The 17,296-nt window shown below is 43.7% G+C and carries 15 protein-coding genes; 1 reads left to right on the forward strand and 14 read right to left on the reverse strand.

Annotated features, from left to right (window positions below; translation table 11 throughout):
* Window positions 1-23: 23 nt before the first annotated feature.
* The 8 genes from carB to ribF all read right to left on the reverse strand — a co-directional run bounded on the left by carB (window position 24) and on the right by ribF (window position 11,620).
* Window positions 24-3,248, reverse strand: a complete 3,225-nt coding sequence (gene carB / locus ACUN2T_RS22945) for a carbamoyl-phosphate synthase large subunit (protein ID WP_445495217.1) — start codon at window positions 3,246-3,248, stop codon at window positions 24-26.
* A 15-nt stretch (window positions 3,249-3,263) separates the two neighbouring features.
* Window positions 3,264-4,427, reverse strand: a complete 1,164-nt coding sequence (gene carA, locus ACUN2T_RS22950) for a glutamine-hydrolyzing carbamoyl-phosphate synthase small subunit (RefSeq protein ID WP_445495219.1) — start codon at window positions 4,425-4,427, stop codon at window positions 3,264-3,266.
* A 433-nt stretch (window positions 4,428-4,860) separates the two neighbouring features.
* The gene (gene dapB / locus ACUN2T_RS22955) at window positions 4,861-5,682 is read right to left on the reverse strand and encodes a 4-hydroxy-tetrahydrodipicolinate reductase (RefSeq protein ID WP_445495220.1); all 822 of its coding nucleotides are present in this window, start codon (window positions 5,680-5,682) and stop codon (window positions 4,861-4,863) included.
* Window positions 5,683-5,796: 114 nt separating this feature from the next.
* On the reverse strand, window positions 5,797-6,750 hold the full coding sequence (ispH, locus tag ACUN2T_RS22960; protein ID WP_445495221.1) for a 4-hydroxy-3-methylbut-2-enyl diphosphate reductase: 954 nt from the start codon (window positions 6,748-6,750) through the stop codon (window positions 5,797-5,799).
* Window positions 6,731-7,201 carry an FKBP-type peptidyl-prolyl cis-trans isomerase gene (gene fkpB / locus ACUN2T_RS22965; RefSeq protein ID WP_445495222.1) on the reverse strand — a complete coding sequence of 157 codons (471 nt, stop codon included), beginning with the start codon at window positions 7,199-7,201 and terminating at the stop codon, window positions 6,731-6,733. The genes ispH and fkpB overlap by 20 nt, the downstream gene beginning before the upstream one ends.
* Before the next feature lie 133 nt (window positions 7,202-7,334).
* Window positions 7,335-7,838 (reverse strand): signal peptidase II, encoded by a 504-nt coding sequence (lspA, locus tag ACUN2T_RS22970; RefSeq protein ID WP_445495223.1) that lies wholly within the window; start codon window positions 7,836-7,838, stop codon window positions 7,335-7,337.
* Window positions 7,838-10,651, reverse strand: a complete 2,814-nt coding sequence (gene ileS / locus ACUN2T_RS22975) for an isoleucine--tRNA ligase (RefSeq protein WP_445495225.1) — start codon at window positions 10,649-10,651, stop codon at window positions 7,838-7,840. Before ileS ends, lspA begins: the two co-directional genes overlap by 1 nt.
* 24 nt (window positions 10,652-10,675) lie before the next feature.
* Window positions 10,676-11,620 (reverse strand): bifunctional riboflavin kinase/FAD synthetase, encoded by a 945-nt coding sequence (gene ribF, locus ACUN2T_RS22980; protein WP_445495226.1) that lies wholly within the window; start codon window positions 11,618-11,620, stop codon window positions 10,676-10,678.
* Window positions 11,621-11,970: 350 nt separating this feature from the next.
* On the opposite strand from ribF, the gene rpsT reads away from it, so the two are divergent.
* A complete protein-coding gene (rpsT, locus tag ACUN2T_RS22985; RefSeq protein WP_445495227.1) occupies window positions 11,971-12,231 on the forward strand; it encodes a 30S ribosomal protein S20 in 261 nt (86 codons plus the stop codon).
* Window positions 12,232-12,305: 74 nt separating this feature from the next.
* On the opposite strand, the gene nhaR is transcribed toward rpsT, so the two are convergent.
* From nhaR to ACUN2T_RS23015, 6 genes are all read right to left on the reverse strand, one after another.
* Window positions 12,306-13,217 (reverse strand): transcriptional activator NhaR, encoded by a 912-nt coding sequence (nhaR, locus tag ACUN2T_RS22990; protein ID WP_445495228.1) that lies wholly within the window; start codon window positions 13,215-13,217, stop codon window positions 12,306-12,308.
* The gene (locus ACUN2T_RS22995) at window positions 13,192-13,314 is read right to left on the reverse strand and encodes a hypothetical protein (RefSeq protein ID WP_445495229.1); all 123 of its coding nucleotides are present in this window, start codon (window positions 13,312-13,314) and stop codon (window positions 13,192-13,194) included. Before ACUN2T_RS22995 ends, nhaR begins: the two co-directional genes overlap by 26 nt.
* Window positions 13,315-13,429: 115 nt before the next feature.
* On the reverse strand, window positions 13,430-14,596 hold the full coding sequence (nhaA, locus tag ACUN2T_RS23000; protein WP_445495230.1) for a Na+/H+ antiporter NhaA: 1,167 nt from the start codon (window positions 14,594-14,596) through the stop codon (window positions 13,430-13,432).
* Between the two features lie 168 nt (window positions 14,597-14,764).
* Window positions 14,765-15,028: an XRE family transcriptional regulator gene (locus tag ACUN2T_RS23005; protein WP_445495231.1), complete on the reverse strand. Its 264-nt coding sequence runs from the start codon at window positions 15,026-15,028 to the stop codon at window positions 14,765-14,767.
* A gap of 38 nt (window positions 15,029-15,066) precedes the next feature.
* On the reverse strand, window positions 15,067-15,243 hold the full coding sequence (locus ACUN2T_RS23010) for a hypothetical protein (protein WP_445495233.1): 177 nt from the start codon (window positions 15,241-15,243) through the stop codon (window positions 15,067-15,069).
* A gap of 197 nt (window positions 15,244-15,440) precedes the next feature.
* A complete protein-coding gene (locus tag ACUN2T_RS23015) occupies window positions 15,441-17,288 on the reverse strand; it encodes a beta-glucoside-specific PTS transporter subunit IIABC (RefSeq protein ID WP_445495234.1) in 1,848 nt (615 codons plus the stop codon).
* Window positions 17,289-17,296 lie beyond the last annotated feature (8 nt).

Consider the following 17,296-nt stretch of genomic DNA (forward strand, 5'->3'; position numbering starts at 1 on the left):
CAATTAATCAGAATACGGACAGACTAGCGATTAATCTCCGCATGCATTTCCTGTACAGAAATCACCTGCTCGGTTGGATCTGCGCTCAGTGCCATTGTTGTAGCAAAACCGCCATTCAATGTGGTGTCATAATGCACTTTATATTGCAGTGCACTACGGCGAATAAGCTTGGAGTCCTCAATCGCCTGACGACCAGCAGTGGTGTTCACAATATAGCTATACTCACCATTCTTGATTCTATCCTGAATATGCGGACGCCCTTCGTGAACTTTATTCACCAAGCGTGGATTGATACCGGCTTCACCCAGCACAACTGCCGTACCGTGAGTCGCATCCAATTCAAAACCCTGCTTAAGCAACTTAGCGGCCAAATCTACAACCCGGCCTTTATCACCATCACGCACCGACAAAAGTGCTCTGCCACTCTGCTGCATTCTGGAGTTACATCCCAACAGTGCCTTTGAGAAAGCTTCTGCAAAAGTACGGCCAACACCCATCACTTCCCCGGTTGAGCGCATTTCAGGCCCAAGAATCGGATCCACACCCGGGAATTTGTCGAAAGGCAATACAACCTCTTTCACCGAGTAGTATGGCGGGATGATCTCCTGAGTTGTGCCCTGCTCTGTCAGAGACTGACCCACCATCACACGAGCTGCAACTTTCGCCAGTGGCAAACCGGTAGCTTTAGAAACAAATGGCACAGTACGGGCCGCACGAGGGTTGACTTCAATCAGGTAAACCTCGTCATTCTTAACTGCAAACTGGACATTCATCAAGCCGCGGACACACAACTCAAACGCCAGTTTTTCTACCTGCTGACGCATGACATCCTGAATTTCCTGACTCAATGTGTAAGCCGGCAGTGAACAGGCAGAATCACCGGAGTGAACACCTGCCTGTTCAATATGTTCCATAATGCCACCAATCAGCACACGTTCACCGTCACAGACAGCATCAACATCCACTTCTATTGCATCATCAAGGAAACGATCAAGCAGTACCGGGGCATCATTAGATACACTGACCGCCGTCTGGAAGTAACGACGCAGGTCAACCTCGTCATATACGATTTCCATCGCACGGCCGCCCAGGACATAAGATGGACGAACCACCAGCGGATAGCCCAGCGCATTCCCTTTCTCAACCGCTCGTTCAATCGTCGCTACAGTAGCATTTTCTGGTTGTTTCAGACCGAGACGGTTTACCGCCTGTTTGAAACGCTCACGATCTTCAGCACGATCAATTGCATCCGGGCTGGTACCAATAATTGGCACACCAGCGGTTTCCAACTCACGAGCCAATTTCAGTGGAGTCTGCCCGCCATACTGAACAATCACCCCTTTTGGCTGCTCAACACGCACAATTTCAAGTACATCTTCCAAAGTAACGGGTTCGAAATAGAGACGATCCGAAGTATCATAATCCGTTGAAACTGTTTCCGGGTTACAGTTCACCATAATGGTTTCATAACCATCTTCACGCAGTGCCAGTGATGCATGAACACAACAATAGTCAAACTCGATCCCTTGTCCAATACGATTAGGACCACCGCCCAACACCATGATCTTCGGCTTGTCACTATTCGGATTGGCTTCACACTCATCTTCATAAGTGGAATACATGTATGCGGTATCCGTCGCAAATTCTGCCGCACAGGTATCAACCCGTTTGTAAACCGGATACAGATTATATTTGTGACGCAGTTTGCGGATCTCGTTTTCCGCCACACCAGCCAGTTTCGCCAAACGTGCGTCAGCAAAGCCTTTGCGTTTCAAATAACGCAGGAAATCAACAGTCAGGCTGTTAATTCCCTGTTCAGCCACTTGTTCTTCCAGTCGCACCAATTCTTCAATTTGCACCAAGAACCAGCGGTCAATATCAGTCAGATTGAAAACACCATCAACCGACATACCGGCGCGGAAAGCATCGGCGATATACCAGATACGCTCTGCACCAGCATCTTTCAATTCACGGCGAATTTTGGTCAATGCTTGTGGATCATCCAGACTGACTTTCGGATCAAAGCCAGTTGCTCCCACTTCCAAACCACGCAACGCTTTTTGCATGGATTCCTGCTGAGTACGGCCAATCGCCATCACCTCACCAACAGATTTCATCTGAGTCGTCAGGCGATCATTAGCACCGGCAAATTTCTCGAAATTGAAACGAGGAATTTTAGTCACTACGTAATCAATAGAAGGTTCAAAGGAAGCCGGCGTGCGACCACCAGTGATATCATTCATCAATTCATCAAGGGTATAACCTACCGCCAGCTTGGCGGCAATTTTAGCAATCGGGAACCCTGTCGCTTTCGAAGCCAATGCAGAAGAACGGGAAACGCGCGGGTTCATTTCGATGATAACCAAACGGCCATTTTTCGGGTTCACCGCAAACTGAACGTTAGAGCCTCCAGTTTCCACACCGATTTCACGCAGTACCGCCATCGAAGCGTTACGCATGATTTGGTATTCTTTATCGGTCAGCGTTTGTGCCGGTGCAACAGTGATGGAATCGCCAGTGTGAATCCCCATGGCATCGAAGTTTTCAATCGAACAGACGATGATGCAGTTATCATTTTTATCACGCACCACCTCCATTTCATACTCTTTCCAGCCAATCAGAGATTCATCAATCAATAGCTCGTTGGTTGGCGAAAGATCCAAACCACGCTCACAAATTTCTTCAAATTCTTCGCGGTTATAGGCGATACCGCCACCACTTCCTCCCATAGTAAAGGAAGGACGGATAATACAAGGAAAACCGACTTTATCTGCAACAACCAGCGCTTCTTCCATTGACTGAGCGATACCAGAACGCGGGGTCTCCAAGCCTATTTTTTTCATTGCCATATCGAAACGGCGACGATCTTCCGCTTTGTCAATCGCATCTGCGGTAGCGCCAATCATAGTCACGCCAAATTCTTTCAGAACCCCTTCGCGTTCCAGTTCCAACGCACAGTTCAGCGCGGTTTGTCCACCCATGGTTGGCAAAACCGCATCAGGACGCTCTTTTTCAATGATTTTACGTACCACTTCCCAGTGGATCGGCTCAATATAAGTGGCATCCGCCATTTCTGGATCAGTCATAATGGTAGCCGGGTTTGAGTTCACCAGCACAACACGATAACCTTCTTCCCGTAACGCTTTACAAGCCTGTGCACCTGAGTAGTCGAACTCACACGCCTGGCCGATAACAATTGGGCCAGCACCCAAGATCAGGATACTTTTAATATCAGTACGTTTTGCCATTTTATTTTCTCCTGATTACTTAGTGTTATGACGATTATTTTGCTGACAGTACTGTTTAATCAGCTCGATAAAGTGATCGAACAATGACGCAGTTTCATGCGGGCCTGGGCTGGCTTCCGGGTGCCCCTGGAAGCTGAATGCCGGTTTATCTGTACGGTGAATTCCTTGCAACGTACCATCAAACAGGGATTTGTGGGTCACTCGCACATTTGCCGGCAATGACTTTTCATCCACAGCAAAACCGTGGTTCTGTGCAGTAATCATCACAATATTATGATCAAGATCTTTTACCGGATGGTTACCACCGTGATGGCCGAATTTCATTTTCATTGTTTCGGCACCACTCGCCAATGCCAGCAATTGGTGCCCAAGGCAAATACCAAAGATTGGAATACTTGCCTCAAGGAAAGTTTTAATTGTTTCAATCGCATAGCCACAAGGTGCTGGGTCGCCCGGGCCATTGGACAAGAAAATACCATCTGGATTCAGCTTCAATACATCCTCAGCGGGTGTCTGAGCAGGAACCACTGTCAGGCGACAGCCACGATCTACCAGCATCCGCAAAATATTACGTTTTGCACCAAAGTCATAAGCAACGACATGATAAGGCAGCGCCTGTTCTTGCTTCTCTTCCGGTAATCCATCTGCCAGAGTCCAGCTCCCCTGTAACCACGGATAAACCTGCTGCGTTGTCACCTCTTTTGCTAAATCCATCCCTTCCAGCCCTGGGAACGATTGTGCTTTTTCCAGTGCAACCTGAGCGTTAATCTGCTGACCTGCTATAATACAACCATTCAGTGAACCTTTTTCCCTTAACAAACGCGTCAGTTTACGGGTATCGATATCCGCTATCGCAACAATATTATGGCGTTTAAGGTAATCAGAAAGCGTTTCTTCACTGCGGAAGTTACTGGTCAATAGCGGCAGATCACGAATTACCAGCCCCTGGGCCTGTACTCTTAGTGATTCTTTATCGGCTGAGTTAACACCGACATTACCAATATGGGGATAAGTAAGAGTGACAATTTGGCGGGAATAGGAAGGGTCTGTAAGAATTTCTTGATATCCGGTCATTGAGGTATTGAAAACCACTTCCCCAACTGCCGCCCCTTCAGCACCTATGGCGCGACCGTGGAATTGGGTTCCGTCTTCCAGAACCAATATAGCTGACTTAATCAAAACACCCTCCAGAGAATAATAAATCACAATTAGTGCATATTAATTCAGATTTGTCTGTCAAAATCAATGCCAAAGCTGCTTTTTAGGCAAAATTTTGGCAAATTGCGCGCATTCTAATGATGAGAGGGATAGTTGTCTACAAAAAATGTTACTTTTATTATTTTTTTGCACACTTCACCGAAAAAACCAACAAAAGAAGGCCAAAAACAGAAATAAAGTTAACTTAGAAAACGGTTGCCAGCATAGAAGATTTAATTTTCAGGCAAAAACTGAAAAGAATCATAAAAAGGAGAAAAAATAAGGCAATAAAGGTAAAAAATAAGACAAAAATAGTAAAAATCAACGATAATTCAATAAAAACCAAAAAAACAACCAAAAATCGCACAATATGTAAATTAATTATGCGATATCAATAAGTTACAAAAATTCCTTTTTAAAGAAAATCGAGCTCCAATACATCTTTCATATCAAAAAGACCACTATTTTTACCACTTAACCATAATGCTGCCTTCACCGCCCCATTTGCAAATGTCATCCGGCTGGAAGCCTTATGAGTTATCTCAACTCTCTCGCCAATATCTGCAAACATAGCGGTATGTTCACCTACAATATCTCCGGCACGGATAGTCGCAAAACCAATGCTTTTCGGATCACGTTCACCGGTATAACCTTCACGGGCATAGACAGCACACTCTTTAAGATCCCGCCCTAAGGCATGGGCAATTGATTCTCCCATCGCTAACGCCGTTCCTGACGGAGCATCCACTTTATGACGGTGATGTGCTTCGATAATCTCGATATCAGTATATTCACCCATCACTTTCGCCGCTTTTTCCAGTAATTTAAGCACCAGGTTCACACCAACACTGAAATTTGCAGCAAATACTATCGGGATATCCACAGAAGCCTCTTTAATCGCCTGCTTACCTTCATCATCAAAGCCTGTGGTACCGATAACCATCGCTTTACCGCTCTGACGGCAGATTTCAAGATGGGCAAGTGTTCCTTCCGGGCGGGTAAAATCGATAAAAACATCAAAATTATCAACAACACTTTTCAGGTCATCACAAACAATAACGCCTGTATTACCGATACCCGCCAATTCTCCGGCATTCACGCCAATCAGAGAAGAACCTGAGCGTTCTAAAGCTGCACTAAGAACAACGCCACTCAATTGATGGATAGCCTGTATTAACTGACGCCCCATACGCCCACCAGCACCAACAATAGCAACACGAATTTCTGTATCAGCCATAAGCCCTCTCTGTGAATTAGTTCCTGTCCTGATTTAATACAGGCGTTCAGTCAGATAAACTTTTTAAATCAATAGATTATGAGTAAACTCACTCTTAATCTAGCGCAGTATTTTTTAACTAATCTGTTTAACTTCAACACGTAACTCTTTCGGCACTTCGAAAACAATATTCTCTTCCCTGCCATGTAACTCCTTGACAAAATCAGCACCAAAACTTTTGAGCCGTTCAATGACTTGCTGAACTAAGATATCCGGTGCCGAAGCTCCCGCAGTCACACCAACCAAAGAAACGCCTGTCATCCACTCTTTTTTAATATCATCAGCCGAATCTATCAGGTAAGCAGGTTTACCAACACGTTGGGCTAACTCTGCAAGGCGGTTAGAGTTAGATGAATTCCTCGAACCAACAACCAATACAACATCAGCATCAGATGCCAAATCCCGCACCGCTTCTTGGCGGTTCGTTGTCGCATAGCAGATATCATCTTTACGCGGGCCGACAATGTTGGGGAATCGCTCATTAAGCGCATCAATCACTTCTGAAGTATCATCAACTGATAACGTTGTTTGAGTCATAAAGCACAAGTTATCTTGATCTTTGACGTTCAGATTCCACACATCTTCAGGAGATTCAACCAGATACATCCCACCATTCGCATTATTGTACTGACCCATTGTCCCTTCAACTTCCGGATGCCCAGCGTGACCAATCAGAATAGCTTCTTTGCCTTTGCGACTGGCTCTGGCCACTTCCATATGAACTTTGGTCACCAAGGGACAAGTCGCATCGAACAGCATCGTCAGATTGCGGGAACGAGCTTCTGCGCGGATCGCCTGTGAAACACCATGGGCAGAAAAAATCAGAATCGCATCATCGGGTACTTCGGCAATGTCTTCAATAAAGATAGCCCCCCGCTTGCGCAGGTTATCCACAACATAGCGATTATGCACAACCTCATGGCGAACATAGATCGGTGCACCATATAATTCCAGAGCACGTTCTACAATACTGATGGCCCGGTCAACACCGGCACAAAAACCACGAGGGTTAGCCAGCAATATCTGCATGGTTTTCCTCCAACTGTGGATCAATTTCCAACACTTCAACCTCAAATGTGATGTTCTGATCGGCTAACGGGTGATTGAAATCAACAGTGACGGACTCCTCTGCCACTTCTTTTACGACACCTGGCATTTCACTGCCATTCATTGCCGTAAATAACATTATAGTTCCAATTTCAGGAATACCTGTTTCGGCAAAATCACGCGGAGTAAAATATTGAATCAGATCAGGATTCGGTTTACCAAATACAGCCTCACCAGCCAGAGTAAATGTGTGTTTATTTCCCTCTTTCAGACCGGTAAGCTGCTGTTCCAAAGGTGAAGAAAGGGTTCCATCACCTAAACGGAATAATGCAGGTTTGCCCTGATGATAGGAGGAATCAGCAGTAGAACCATCTTGCAGTTTTAACGTGAAATGCAGTAAAACCGCACTATCTGCATGCACCTGCTTTGACATATTGCTTAGAACCTATTTTATTTGCCTATTTTATTTGCCGTTTTTTGTCGTAAAAAGCGAACCTGAACACTGTCCAAGTTCACTATTCACTCACAAGAACGGCCTGAACAATAACGCCTACTAAAATAGGCTTTTATTCTGCTTTGATTGTCTTTTCATCCGGGCTTAAAAAGCTATCAATGATAACCAATGCCGCCCCGATGCATATCGCCATATCGGCGATATTAAAGGTTGGCCAATGCCAGTCACCGACATAAAAATCAATGAAATCGATGACAAAACCATGAACCAACCGGTCAAACAGATTACCCAATGCTCCACCAATAATCAGGGCATAAGCGATATTACTCAGTTTCTTGCTTGCACTGGAGCGATACATCATCACCACCAATATGACTGAAATAGCCACGGCAATTAATGCAAACAACCAACGCTGCCAGCCATCTTTATCCGCCAAAAAACTGAAAGCCGCCCCCAAATTCTGGGCATAAGTCAGGTTGAAATAAGGTATCAATGGAACAGATTCATACAGATGAAAGTGTTTCAGCACTAACTGTTTAGTACCCAGATCCAGAATCAATACCACGACAACTAACCAAAGCCAGCGAAGGCCAGTGGAGCAAATGGGTCTATTCATCAGGCAAACTTACGCTCTTCGCCGTTACCGGCAACATTAGTTACACAGCGGCCACAAAGTTCTGCATGCTCCGCCACCAATCCCACATCTTTAGCGTAGTGCCAGCAACGAGGGCATTTTTCACCATCCGCTTTACGGAAAGCAATTTTCAGGCTGTCGATTTCGCTTTGCTGAGCATCGTCACCAGCCTGTTCATAAGCCGCAACAGAAACCTGAGATGTCAGCAGCACAAAACGCAATTCATCTCCCAAGCGGTTCAATTTATCAGCCAGTTCATTATTTGCATACAGAGTGACAGCGGCTTCCAGAGAGCTGCGGATATGTTTATCTGCACGTGCCTGCTCCAGCACTTTGTTGACCTCACCACGAACAACCAGTAAATCAGCCCAGAAAGCATCATTCATTTGTTCGCCTGCGACCAGACCAAACAAACCGTCATACCACTCTTCAGTAAAAACATACTGAGCACGTTTACCAGGCAATTCATTCCAGACTTCATTCGCGGTAAAGGAGAGAATAGGTGCCATCCAGCGAACCAGTGCTTCTGCAATATGATACAACGCAGTCTGGCAACTGCGGCGAGCCAGACTATCGCCCTTCGCGGTATACTGACGGTCTTTAATGATATCGAGATAGAACGACCCCATTTCCACAGAACAGAACTGCATTAAACGCTGAACAACAGAGTGGAAATCATACTCATCGTAACATTTTGTAATATCTGCCTGAGCAGCCTGAGCACGACCCACAGCCCAGCGATCCAACACCGCCATCTCTTCCGGTTTAACCCTATGTTGTTCAGGATCAAAACCATTCAGGTTTGCCAGCAGGAAACGCGCTGTGTTACGGATACGACGATATGCATCAGCAGAACGTTTTAGAATTTCATCTGATACCGCAATTTCACCGGTGTAATCAGTAGAAGCTACCCACAGACGCAGAATATCCGCCCCTAATTTATTGATCACATCCTGCGGACTGATGGTGTTGCCGATAGACTTAGACATCTTACGGCCCTGACCATCCACCGTGAAACCGTGTGTCAACACCTGACGGTAAGGCGCTTTGCCTTTCATTGCGGTTGAGATCATCAGGGAAGACATAAACCAGCCACGATGCTGATCTGAACCTTCCAGATAGATATCCGCAGAATTACCCTGGAATTCAGAACGAGCATCAACAACAGACGAATGAGTTGAACCAGAATCGAACCATACATCCAGAGTATCAAAGATTTTGACATAGTCAGCCGCATCATCGCCCAACAGTTCGGCTGGATCCAGATCCCACCACGCCTGAATACCATCCACTTCAACACGTTTGGCAACTTCTTCCATCAGCTCGACAGTGCGTGGATGAAGTTCTTCCGTCTCTTTGTGGACAAACAAGGACATAGGGGTGCCCCAGGTACGCTGACGTGAAATACACCAGTCAGGACGGTTCTCAACCATGGCCTCAATACGGGCCTGTCCCCAGCCGGGGATCCACTGAACACCTTTGATCTCTTTCAGAGATTGTTTGCGCAGACCATTTTGATCCATGCTGACAAACCACTGCGGCGTGGCGCGAAAAATGATGGGTGTCTTGTGACGCCAGCAACAAGGATAGCTGTGCTGTAATTTTTCCTGGTACAACAGTGCGTTGTTTTCACACAGGATATTCAGAATAATATCGTTCGCCTTAAAGACAAACACGCCATCCAGAGAAGGATTAGTACCCGGCAGATAACAGCCATTCGGACCAACCGGGTTTGCCACTTCCAAACCATATTTCTGACCAATAACAAAATCGTCCGGGCCATGACCTGGCGCAGTATGGACGGCACCGGTACCCGCGTCCAGTGTAACATGTTCGCCCAGTACAACCGGTGAATCAAAGCCCATAAATGGATGTTTGAAGCGCAACAGTTCCAACGCGGAACCCGCACAATGCCCCAGCACGGTCCACGATGTCACACCCGCGCGCTGCATCACACTTTCGACCAAATCAGCAGCCAGGATCAGACATTCACCATCAATCTGTACTAATTGATAGTCAAATTCAGCATGCAAAGCGATCGCCCGGTTAGCTGGTAACGTCCACGGCGTGGTTGTCCAGATCACCAGAGAAACGGGTTGATTTGATGCCTGCACGCCAAATTTCCCGTAAACCGCTACCGTATCAACAGCATTAAAACGCACGTCAATAGATGGAGACGTTTTGTCGTAATACTCAACTTCCGCTTCAGCCAATGATGAACCACAATCAGTACACCAGTGAACAGGTTTAGCGCCTTTCAACAAATGTCCATTGGCAATAATACGGCTCAATGCACGAATAACGTTGGCTTCGGTCTTAAAGTCCATCGTCAGGTATGGGCGATCCCAATCACCTAATACGCCCAGGCGAACAAAGTCTTCCTTCTGACCTTCTATCTGCTCTTTAGCATATTTGCGGCACTCGACACGGAATTCCGCAGCGGAAAATTTTTCTCCTGGCTTACCAATAAGCTGCTCAACCTTAAGCTCAATGGGTAAACCATGGCAATCCCAACCGGGTATATATGGCGAATCGTATCCTGCCATCCCTTTGGATTTAATAATAATATCTTTGAGAATCTTATTGACTGAGTGACCAATATGAATGCTGCCATTCGCATAAGGAGGGCCGTCATGCAGAATAAATGTTTTTTTACCGGCTTTTGCTTTACGAATTACCTGATACAACTCATCTTCGTACCAACGTTTTAGCATGTCTGGTTCGCGCTTTGCTAAGTCTCCGCGCATTGGAAACCCTGTTTCTGGTAAGTTCAGGGTATTTTTATAGTCACTCATTCGATTCTCAATTCCAATTTTCCGCTAGATACATGACACTGGCAACTGTTTAAAAAATTCCTTCGCAGCGACCAAATCATTAGCAATTTGCTGCTTGAGTGCATCAAGGGAAGCAAACCGCTGCTCATTACGCAGTTTTTTGCGTAACACCACATCAATATGACGCCCATACAGATCCATTTGGGTATCAATCAGATGTACTTCAAGTTGTTGGCCCTGACCAGAGACGGTTGGACGTGTACCAATATTGGCAACACCCGGTAAAGGCTTATCTCCCAGGCCATAGACTTCAACGACATAAACGCCTTGTACAGGAGCCACTAAACGTTTTAATGGCAAATTAGCTGTTGGAAAACCAATAGTACTCCCCAGCCGTCTGCCATGAACGACCCGGCCACAAATGCTATATGGATGCCCCAATAATGTTTCAGCTAATACCAAATCATCATCTTGCAGTGCCTGACGGATAGCTGTGCTGCTGATGCGCAAACCGCTGTCACAAAAACTTTCGCTGTTGGTCACGTCAAAACCGTATGTTTCACCGGCCTGCTGTAAAAAGACAAAGTCACCACTGCGAGATTTGCCAAAACGAAAATCATCGCCTACCGCCAGAAACTTAACACCCAATTTTTCCACGAGCAACCGCGAAACAAAGGCTTCTGGCGTATTTGCCGCAAAATTCCTGCCAAATTTTACACATAATAAATAATCCACTCCATACTGGGCGAGATATTTCGCTTTATCCCTCAATCTCGTCAGACGGGCTGGAGCATTATCCCTGGCAAACACTTCCAAAGGTTGTGGTTCAAAAATCATAACCGTTACCGGTAAACCCAGACGCAGCCCTTCACGTTTTAACTGCTTCAGTAGTGCCTGATGGCCTCTGTGAACGCCATCAAAATTACCAATCGTCAGCACGCAACCATGGTGACGCGCCCGGATATTACGTATACCGCGAATTAGCTCCATAGCTGGCTCAATACCCTGGAAATGACCAAATTATACCTTGTACAAAGCGCAAGGTTAACCCACCATCATAAGATGGCTAAAATTAATAACCCTGATTCATACAACAAAAACGAACAGGAATCCCGAAAAATATTCATTTTATTTCTCATCTGGACTATTCAATGAGATTTTTATTGTGAAAGACTGTATTCCAACTAAGTAAGCTGATAAAATCCTGCGCCATCACAACGTAACAAGTGCTGCGGTACAACGGCGCTTATTTGCACAAATCCATTGACAAAAGAAGGCTGAACAGGCATATTCCTCGGCCTTTGAATTGTCCTCGATAGAATATATTTGGGAGTTGGACCTTGGCTAATATCAAATCAGCTAAGAAACGCGCCATTCAGTCTGAAAAACGTCGTCAGCACAACGCTAGCCGTCGTTCTATGGTGCGTACCTTCATCAAGAAGGTTTATGCTGCTATCGCTACCGGCGATAAAGAAACTGCACAGAAAGCATTTAATGACATGCAACCGATTGTCGATCGTCACGCCTGTAAGGGTCTGATCCACAAAAATAAAGCAGCACGTCATAAATCTAATCTGACAGCTCAAATCAACGCAATGTAATAATTTGCGTTTAGATTACTGAAAAACCGGCCTTCGCCGGTTTTTTTGTGTTTGCAATTATTATTAATTATTTTTTAAATCCGCTTCGATGGCACATTAAACAATGCGGAAAAATCTTTATTACACACTCGCTGAACAGCCGGATGTTGAATCATTCGTTCAGCAAAAATCACATAATACTCTTCCTGCACTGCATCCAGCCGACCAATTTCAGCAATATCATTGTCAGCAAAAATATCATTGGTATACAAAGACGGCGCAACGAAAATCGCATTATGATACATACCAAATGCCTTCATTAATGCGGCATCATCAAATTCACCCAAAACTTCAACCTGGAGGTTTTTATTACGGATCCAAGTCAACAGTTTACGCCCTAACATAGAGCGACGTCCTGGAACCAACAAGCGACGTTCCTCTAAACATTCTGGGAAAGGCTTTTCCGGAACAGGTTGCCGACAGAAGAAACTGACATTGCATTCACCCAGTTTTACCGAGAACAACCCTTCCTGCTGGGAAGAATCCACAGGGCAATCAGACAGTATCATATCGAGTTTGTGCTGACTAAGTTGCTCAAGCAGCAATTCATGGGTTGATTCAAAACAGCGTAGATGAATCTGCTCATGTTCCACCACCGCCGTTTCCAATACCTGGCTAACCAGACGTTTGGACAGAGCATCAGCAACACCAACATCAAACAACAGATTAGATTCACGGCTGTAGTTAACAATATCCAGCATCTCCTGACTCAGCATAAACATCTTATCCGCATAACGGAAGATAAGCTGTCCCAGTTCTGATGGCACCAGACCCCGGCCTTGGCGCTTGAACAGCTTTCCGCCTAAACGTTCCTCCAGTGCCTTTATTTGCCCTGTAATTGTCTGAGGCGTCAGATAAAGCGCTTCTGCCGCCCCAACCACAGAGCCTTCCTTGCAAACATGCCAGAAATAATAGAGATGATTAAAATTCAGATGTGACACCCGCATATATTTTTCCTTGCGTATCGCTTTCGTCTGATAACCAACGCCAGCCATACATTCCTAATTTACCGTTATACGGCGATTTCCTGTTTTTTCGCTGCATAAAATATCCTCGATACAACTTTATTGTTGTACCTCGAGTACAAAAATGAGAGTCAGTTCGGAAATTCTTTCTGAGACTATCAGGCTAAATTAATTAATTTATCACGGCTCTGCCATCATTTTTTCTTTGGTAAGACCATTCGTAACAAACCATAACCAAATAGCGCGGCAGTTGTTGATCCAATCAGAATTCCCAAGCGGGAATAAGTACTGAAAGATTCACCAGCCCCTTCAAAAGCCAATCCTGAAATAAAGATGGACATGGTAAAGCCAATCCCACAAAGAACCGAAACAGCAAATATCTGTTTAAGACTAATCTGTTGTGGCAATTTAGCCAATCTCATCTTAATGGAAATATAGCTGAACAGGAAAATGCCCAGTGGCTTACCAAGAAACAGAGCCGCCGCAATGCCCAGCGGTAACCTATCAGTCAAACCATTCAGTGTAACGCCACTCAGGATCACACCGGCATTGGCAAATGCAAATAACGGCAAAATAAGATACGCCACCCAAGGATGTAATCCATGTTCAAGTGATTCAGAGGGTGAATGACCATTCCGACAACGCAGAGGAATAAGAAAACCAACGATGACGCCGGCCAGCGTTGCATGAACACCCGATTTCAGGATACAAACCCAAAGAATTGTACCAATAATCAAATAAGCCGATGTTTTTTCGACACCACGCCAATTCATCCAAATCAGCACAGCAATCATTGCTGCCGATAATCCAAGCGCGATAAAGGAAACTGTTTTGGTATAAAACAGAGCAATAATCACAATAACGCCCAGATCATCAATAATCGCTAATGCCAGCAGAAAAACCTTGAGTTCTGTCGGTACCCGTTTAGCCAATAGCGCCATCACACCTAAGGCAAATGCGATATCTGTTGCCGCAGGAATAGCCCATCCCTGACGGGTAAATTCATCACTGCCATTAAATAGCAGATAGATCAATGCCGGCGCGACCATACCACCAATAGCCGCTATCACTGGAAATACCGCTTTATCACGCCCCGCCAAAGAACCTTCCAGCAGTTCACGCTTAACTTCCAAACCAACAATCAAAAAGAAGACAGCCATCAAGCCGTCATTTATCCACAATAATAGAGGTTTATTTATCTCCAGCGCAGAAAATTGTACTACCACCGGAATATTAAGAAATTGCTGATAAATATCCTGTAATGGCGAATTCGCCATTATCAGCGCAATAATGGCCGTAAAGATAAGAAGAAGCCCTCCAGCCGCTTCTAATTTCAGGAATTGACGAATAATTGCTGTCACGATGATTAACCTCTGAAATTGATCGGGTTATAAATAGTACTCCAACTATAATTTCGAAAAAAATCGATTTTATAGCCAGAATAATTCGCTATAACCGATCTATTGATGATCTACATCTCAATAAAAGTAGATTATCAATCAGAGGAGGGTCGCCGAATGACGGCTCGATTACCTTACATTAGCCCCAATTTCCCGCATTTTAGTCAAAATACGGTTTAGATCACTTTCTGATAGTGTAAGCTGTACTGCTATATAGAATAAAATATGTGGAGACATAACACGCGGCATTTTCCCACCCGTATATTTTCTCCATTGGTTGTTGCCGGAAATTCCCGCTAAGTCGGTCATCTGTTCTCCTGTGAAGCCTAATGCGTCCTTAAGCTTAATGAGATCTTCAGTAGTAGGAGGAGAATAATTGTCAATCAGTCGCATAGGTATTCCAGAACAAAGCCCCTTTCAGGGCTAATTAATTAAATAAATTTGAGCAATAGAGTTGTGATGGCAGCTACCGCGCCAACAAGGCCAGAGGCGACGACAATCGGATACCACATGGCCTTACGATTTATCTTTGCTGTTTCCGCCATTAATTTTGCTATTTCAGCATGGATTTTTTCGAGTTCAGCAGTAGTCATTTCATGAGTGCTCATCGTTCTTCCTTTTTTAGGGATGCCAGGTTGCGGCCATTCCGCTACCTTATATATTACATATTGACAACTAGCCACTTTAAGGCTAGTTGTCAATATGGATTGTTTGATTTTTAATCGCAAATTATTTGTATTCGACATGAACTCGCATTATGTGAAATACATTAAGAAAATTATTAATATATATAAATTCCCAAAAACTAATACTTATTAAAAATTAGCAAACAATCCTTAGCCGCTATAACCAATTTTTTCTCAGTAGGAATTATTTCACAATATTCTTCGTTATTAGTAATAATAATTGGTGATATCAGTTGAATCTGATTCTCTTGAAGAAAAGAAATATCAAAATTAACTAATATATCACCGGCAACTACAGCCTGGCCTTCCATAACTTGCAAATTAAATCCCTTTCCTTGTAAATCTATAGTTTCAATACCGATATGAATCAATAATTCAACTCCTTGTTCGGAAATCAAACCAATAGCATGTCCAGTTGGAGTAATCATTGAAATCTTACCATTAAAAGGCGCTTTCACCACACCTTCGGTAGGAATAATAGCAACACCATCACCAATCATTTTTTCAGAAAAAGTGTCATCAGGTACGCTTGAGAGAGGTTTAATTTCACCGGTCATAGGAGAAAGTAATATAAATTTTTTCATTTTCGAAGAGTGTGATTTTGTTAATACCATAGCCTCAACATTAGATTCTAATTTCATTAATAACGTGAGTATAAACGCAACTAAGAAACTACAGAAAATCCCAAACAAAATAAAAAGAAAATTATTGCTATCTTTTTGCATATAAAAAGGGAGTGATACCAATCCTGGAATACTAAAAGCAAATATTTTTATAGAGAAAATACCTACAATAGCCCCACCAACTGCCCCTCCAATTAATGCCGCATAAAAAGGCTTTTTTAATTTAAGAGTAACACCATACATTGCGGGTTCAGTTACCCCTAAAAAAGCAGAAAATGAGGCTGAATATGCTAATGATTTCATCTGCCTATCTTTAATTTTAATTGCAACTGCCAATGTAGCGCCAGCTTGTGCGATATTACTGGCGAAGCTGATTGGTAATAGCATAAAATCATATCCGAGAGATTTAAAGTTAGCAAAAACACTCGGTAAAAAAGCATAATGTATCCCAGTAATTACCAAAACAGGTATCAGTCCTCCCAGTAATAATCCCGCAAATGGTCCAACCACAGAAAATAACGCTAAAATCACCTTATCAAGATACAGGCCAATTGCATTTCCTAGCGGTGCCGCAATAATTAATAAAATTGGCACGGAAATCAATAAGACTAACAATGGCGTAAATATTATTTTTAATACCGTTGGAATAAATCTGTCTACACAACGATGAATATAACTAAGCAACCAAACACCTAAGATAATTGGAATGGCAGTATAGCTATAATGAATAGCAGGAACAGAGATACCAAACACATCGAGATATCCACTACCGGAGGCGCTTATAAGATCAGATAATGTTGGATAAATTAAAATACATGCTAACGTCGCTGCAATAAATTCGTTAGTTTTAAATTTTCTTGCCGCCGAAAAGGCAAGAAGAACAGGCAAAAAATACAGAGGTGCATCAGAAAGAATATATAATAATTTATACTCATTACTCTCCGCTGAAACCCAGTTCATCATATAGAAGAAAATCAATCCGCCTTTCAGTAATCCAGCGCCAACTATCACTGGCAATATAGGAACAAATATACCTGAAATTATATCAAAAACATGACTTACCCGGCTTTCATTTTGGTCATCATCGCTATCTTCACTTTCTTTTAATTGCTTAATTATTTCACTAAATATTTCAATAACTCTATTGCCAATAATTACTTGCAACTGTCCACTATGGAAACGCGCCCCCATAATTCCCTGCATTTTTTTTATCGCGGCAATATCTACTTTACTATCATCTATGACATTAAAACGCAATCTGGTAACACAATGCCAACTTTTATTTATATTCCCACTTCCCCCAAGAAATATAATAATATCTTTTGCAAAGTCTTCATAATTCATTTTTACCA

The sequence above is a fragment of the Photorhabdus machadonis genome (assembly GCF_052657765.1).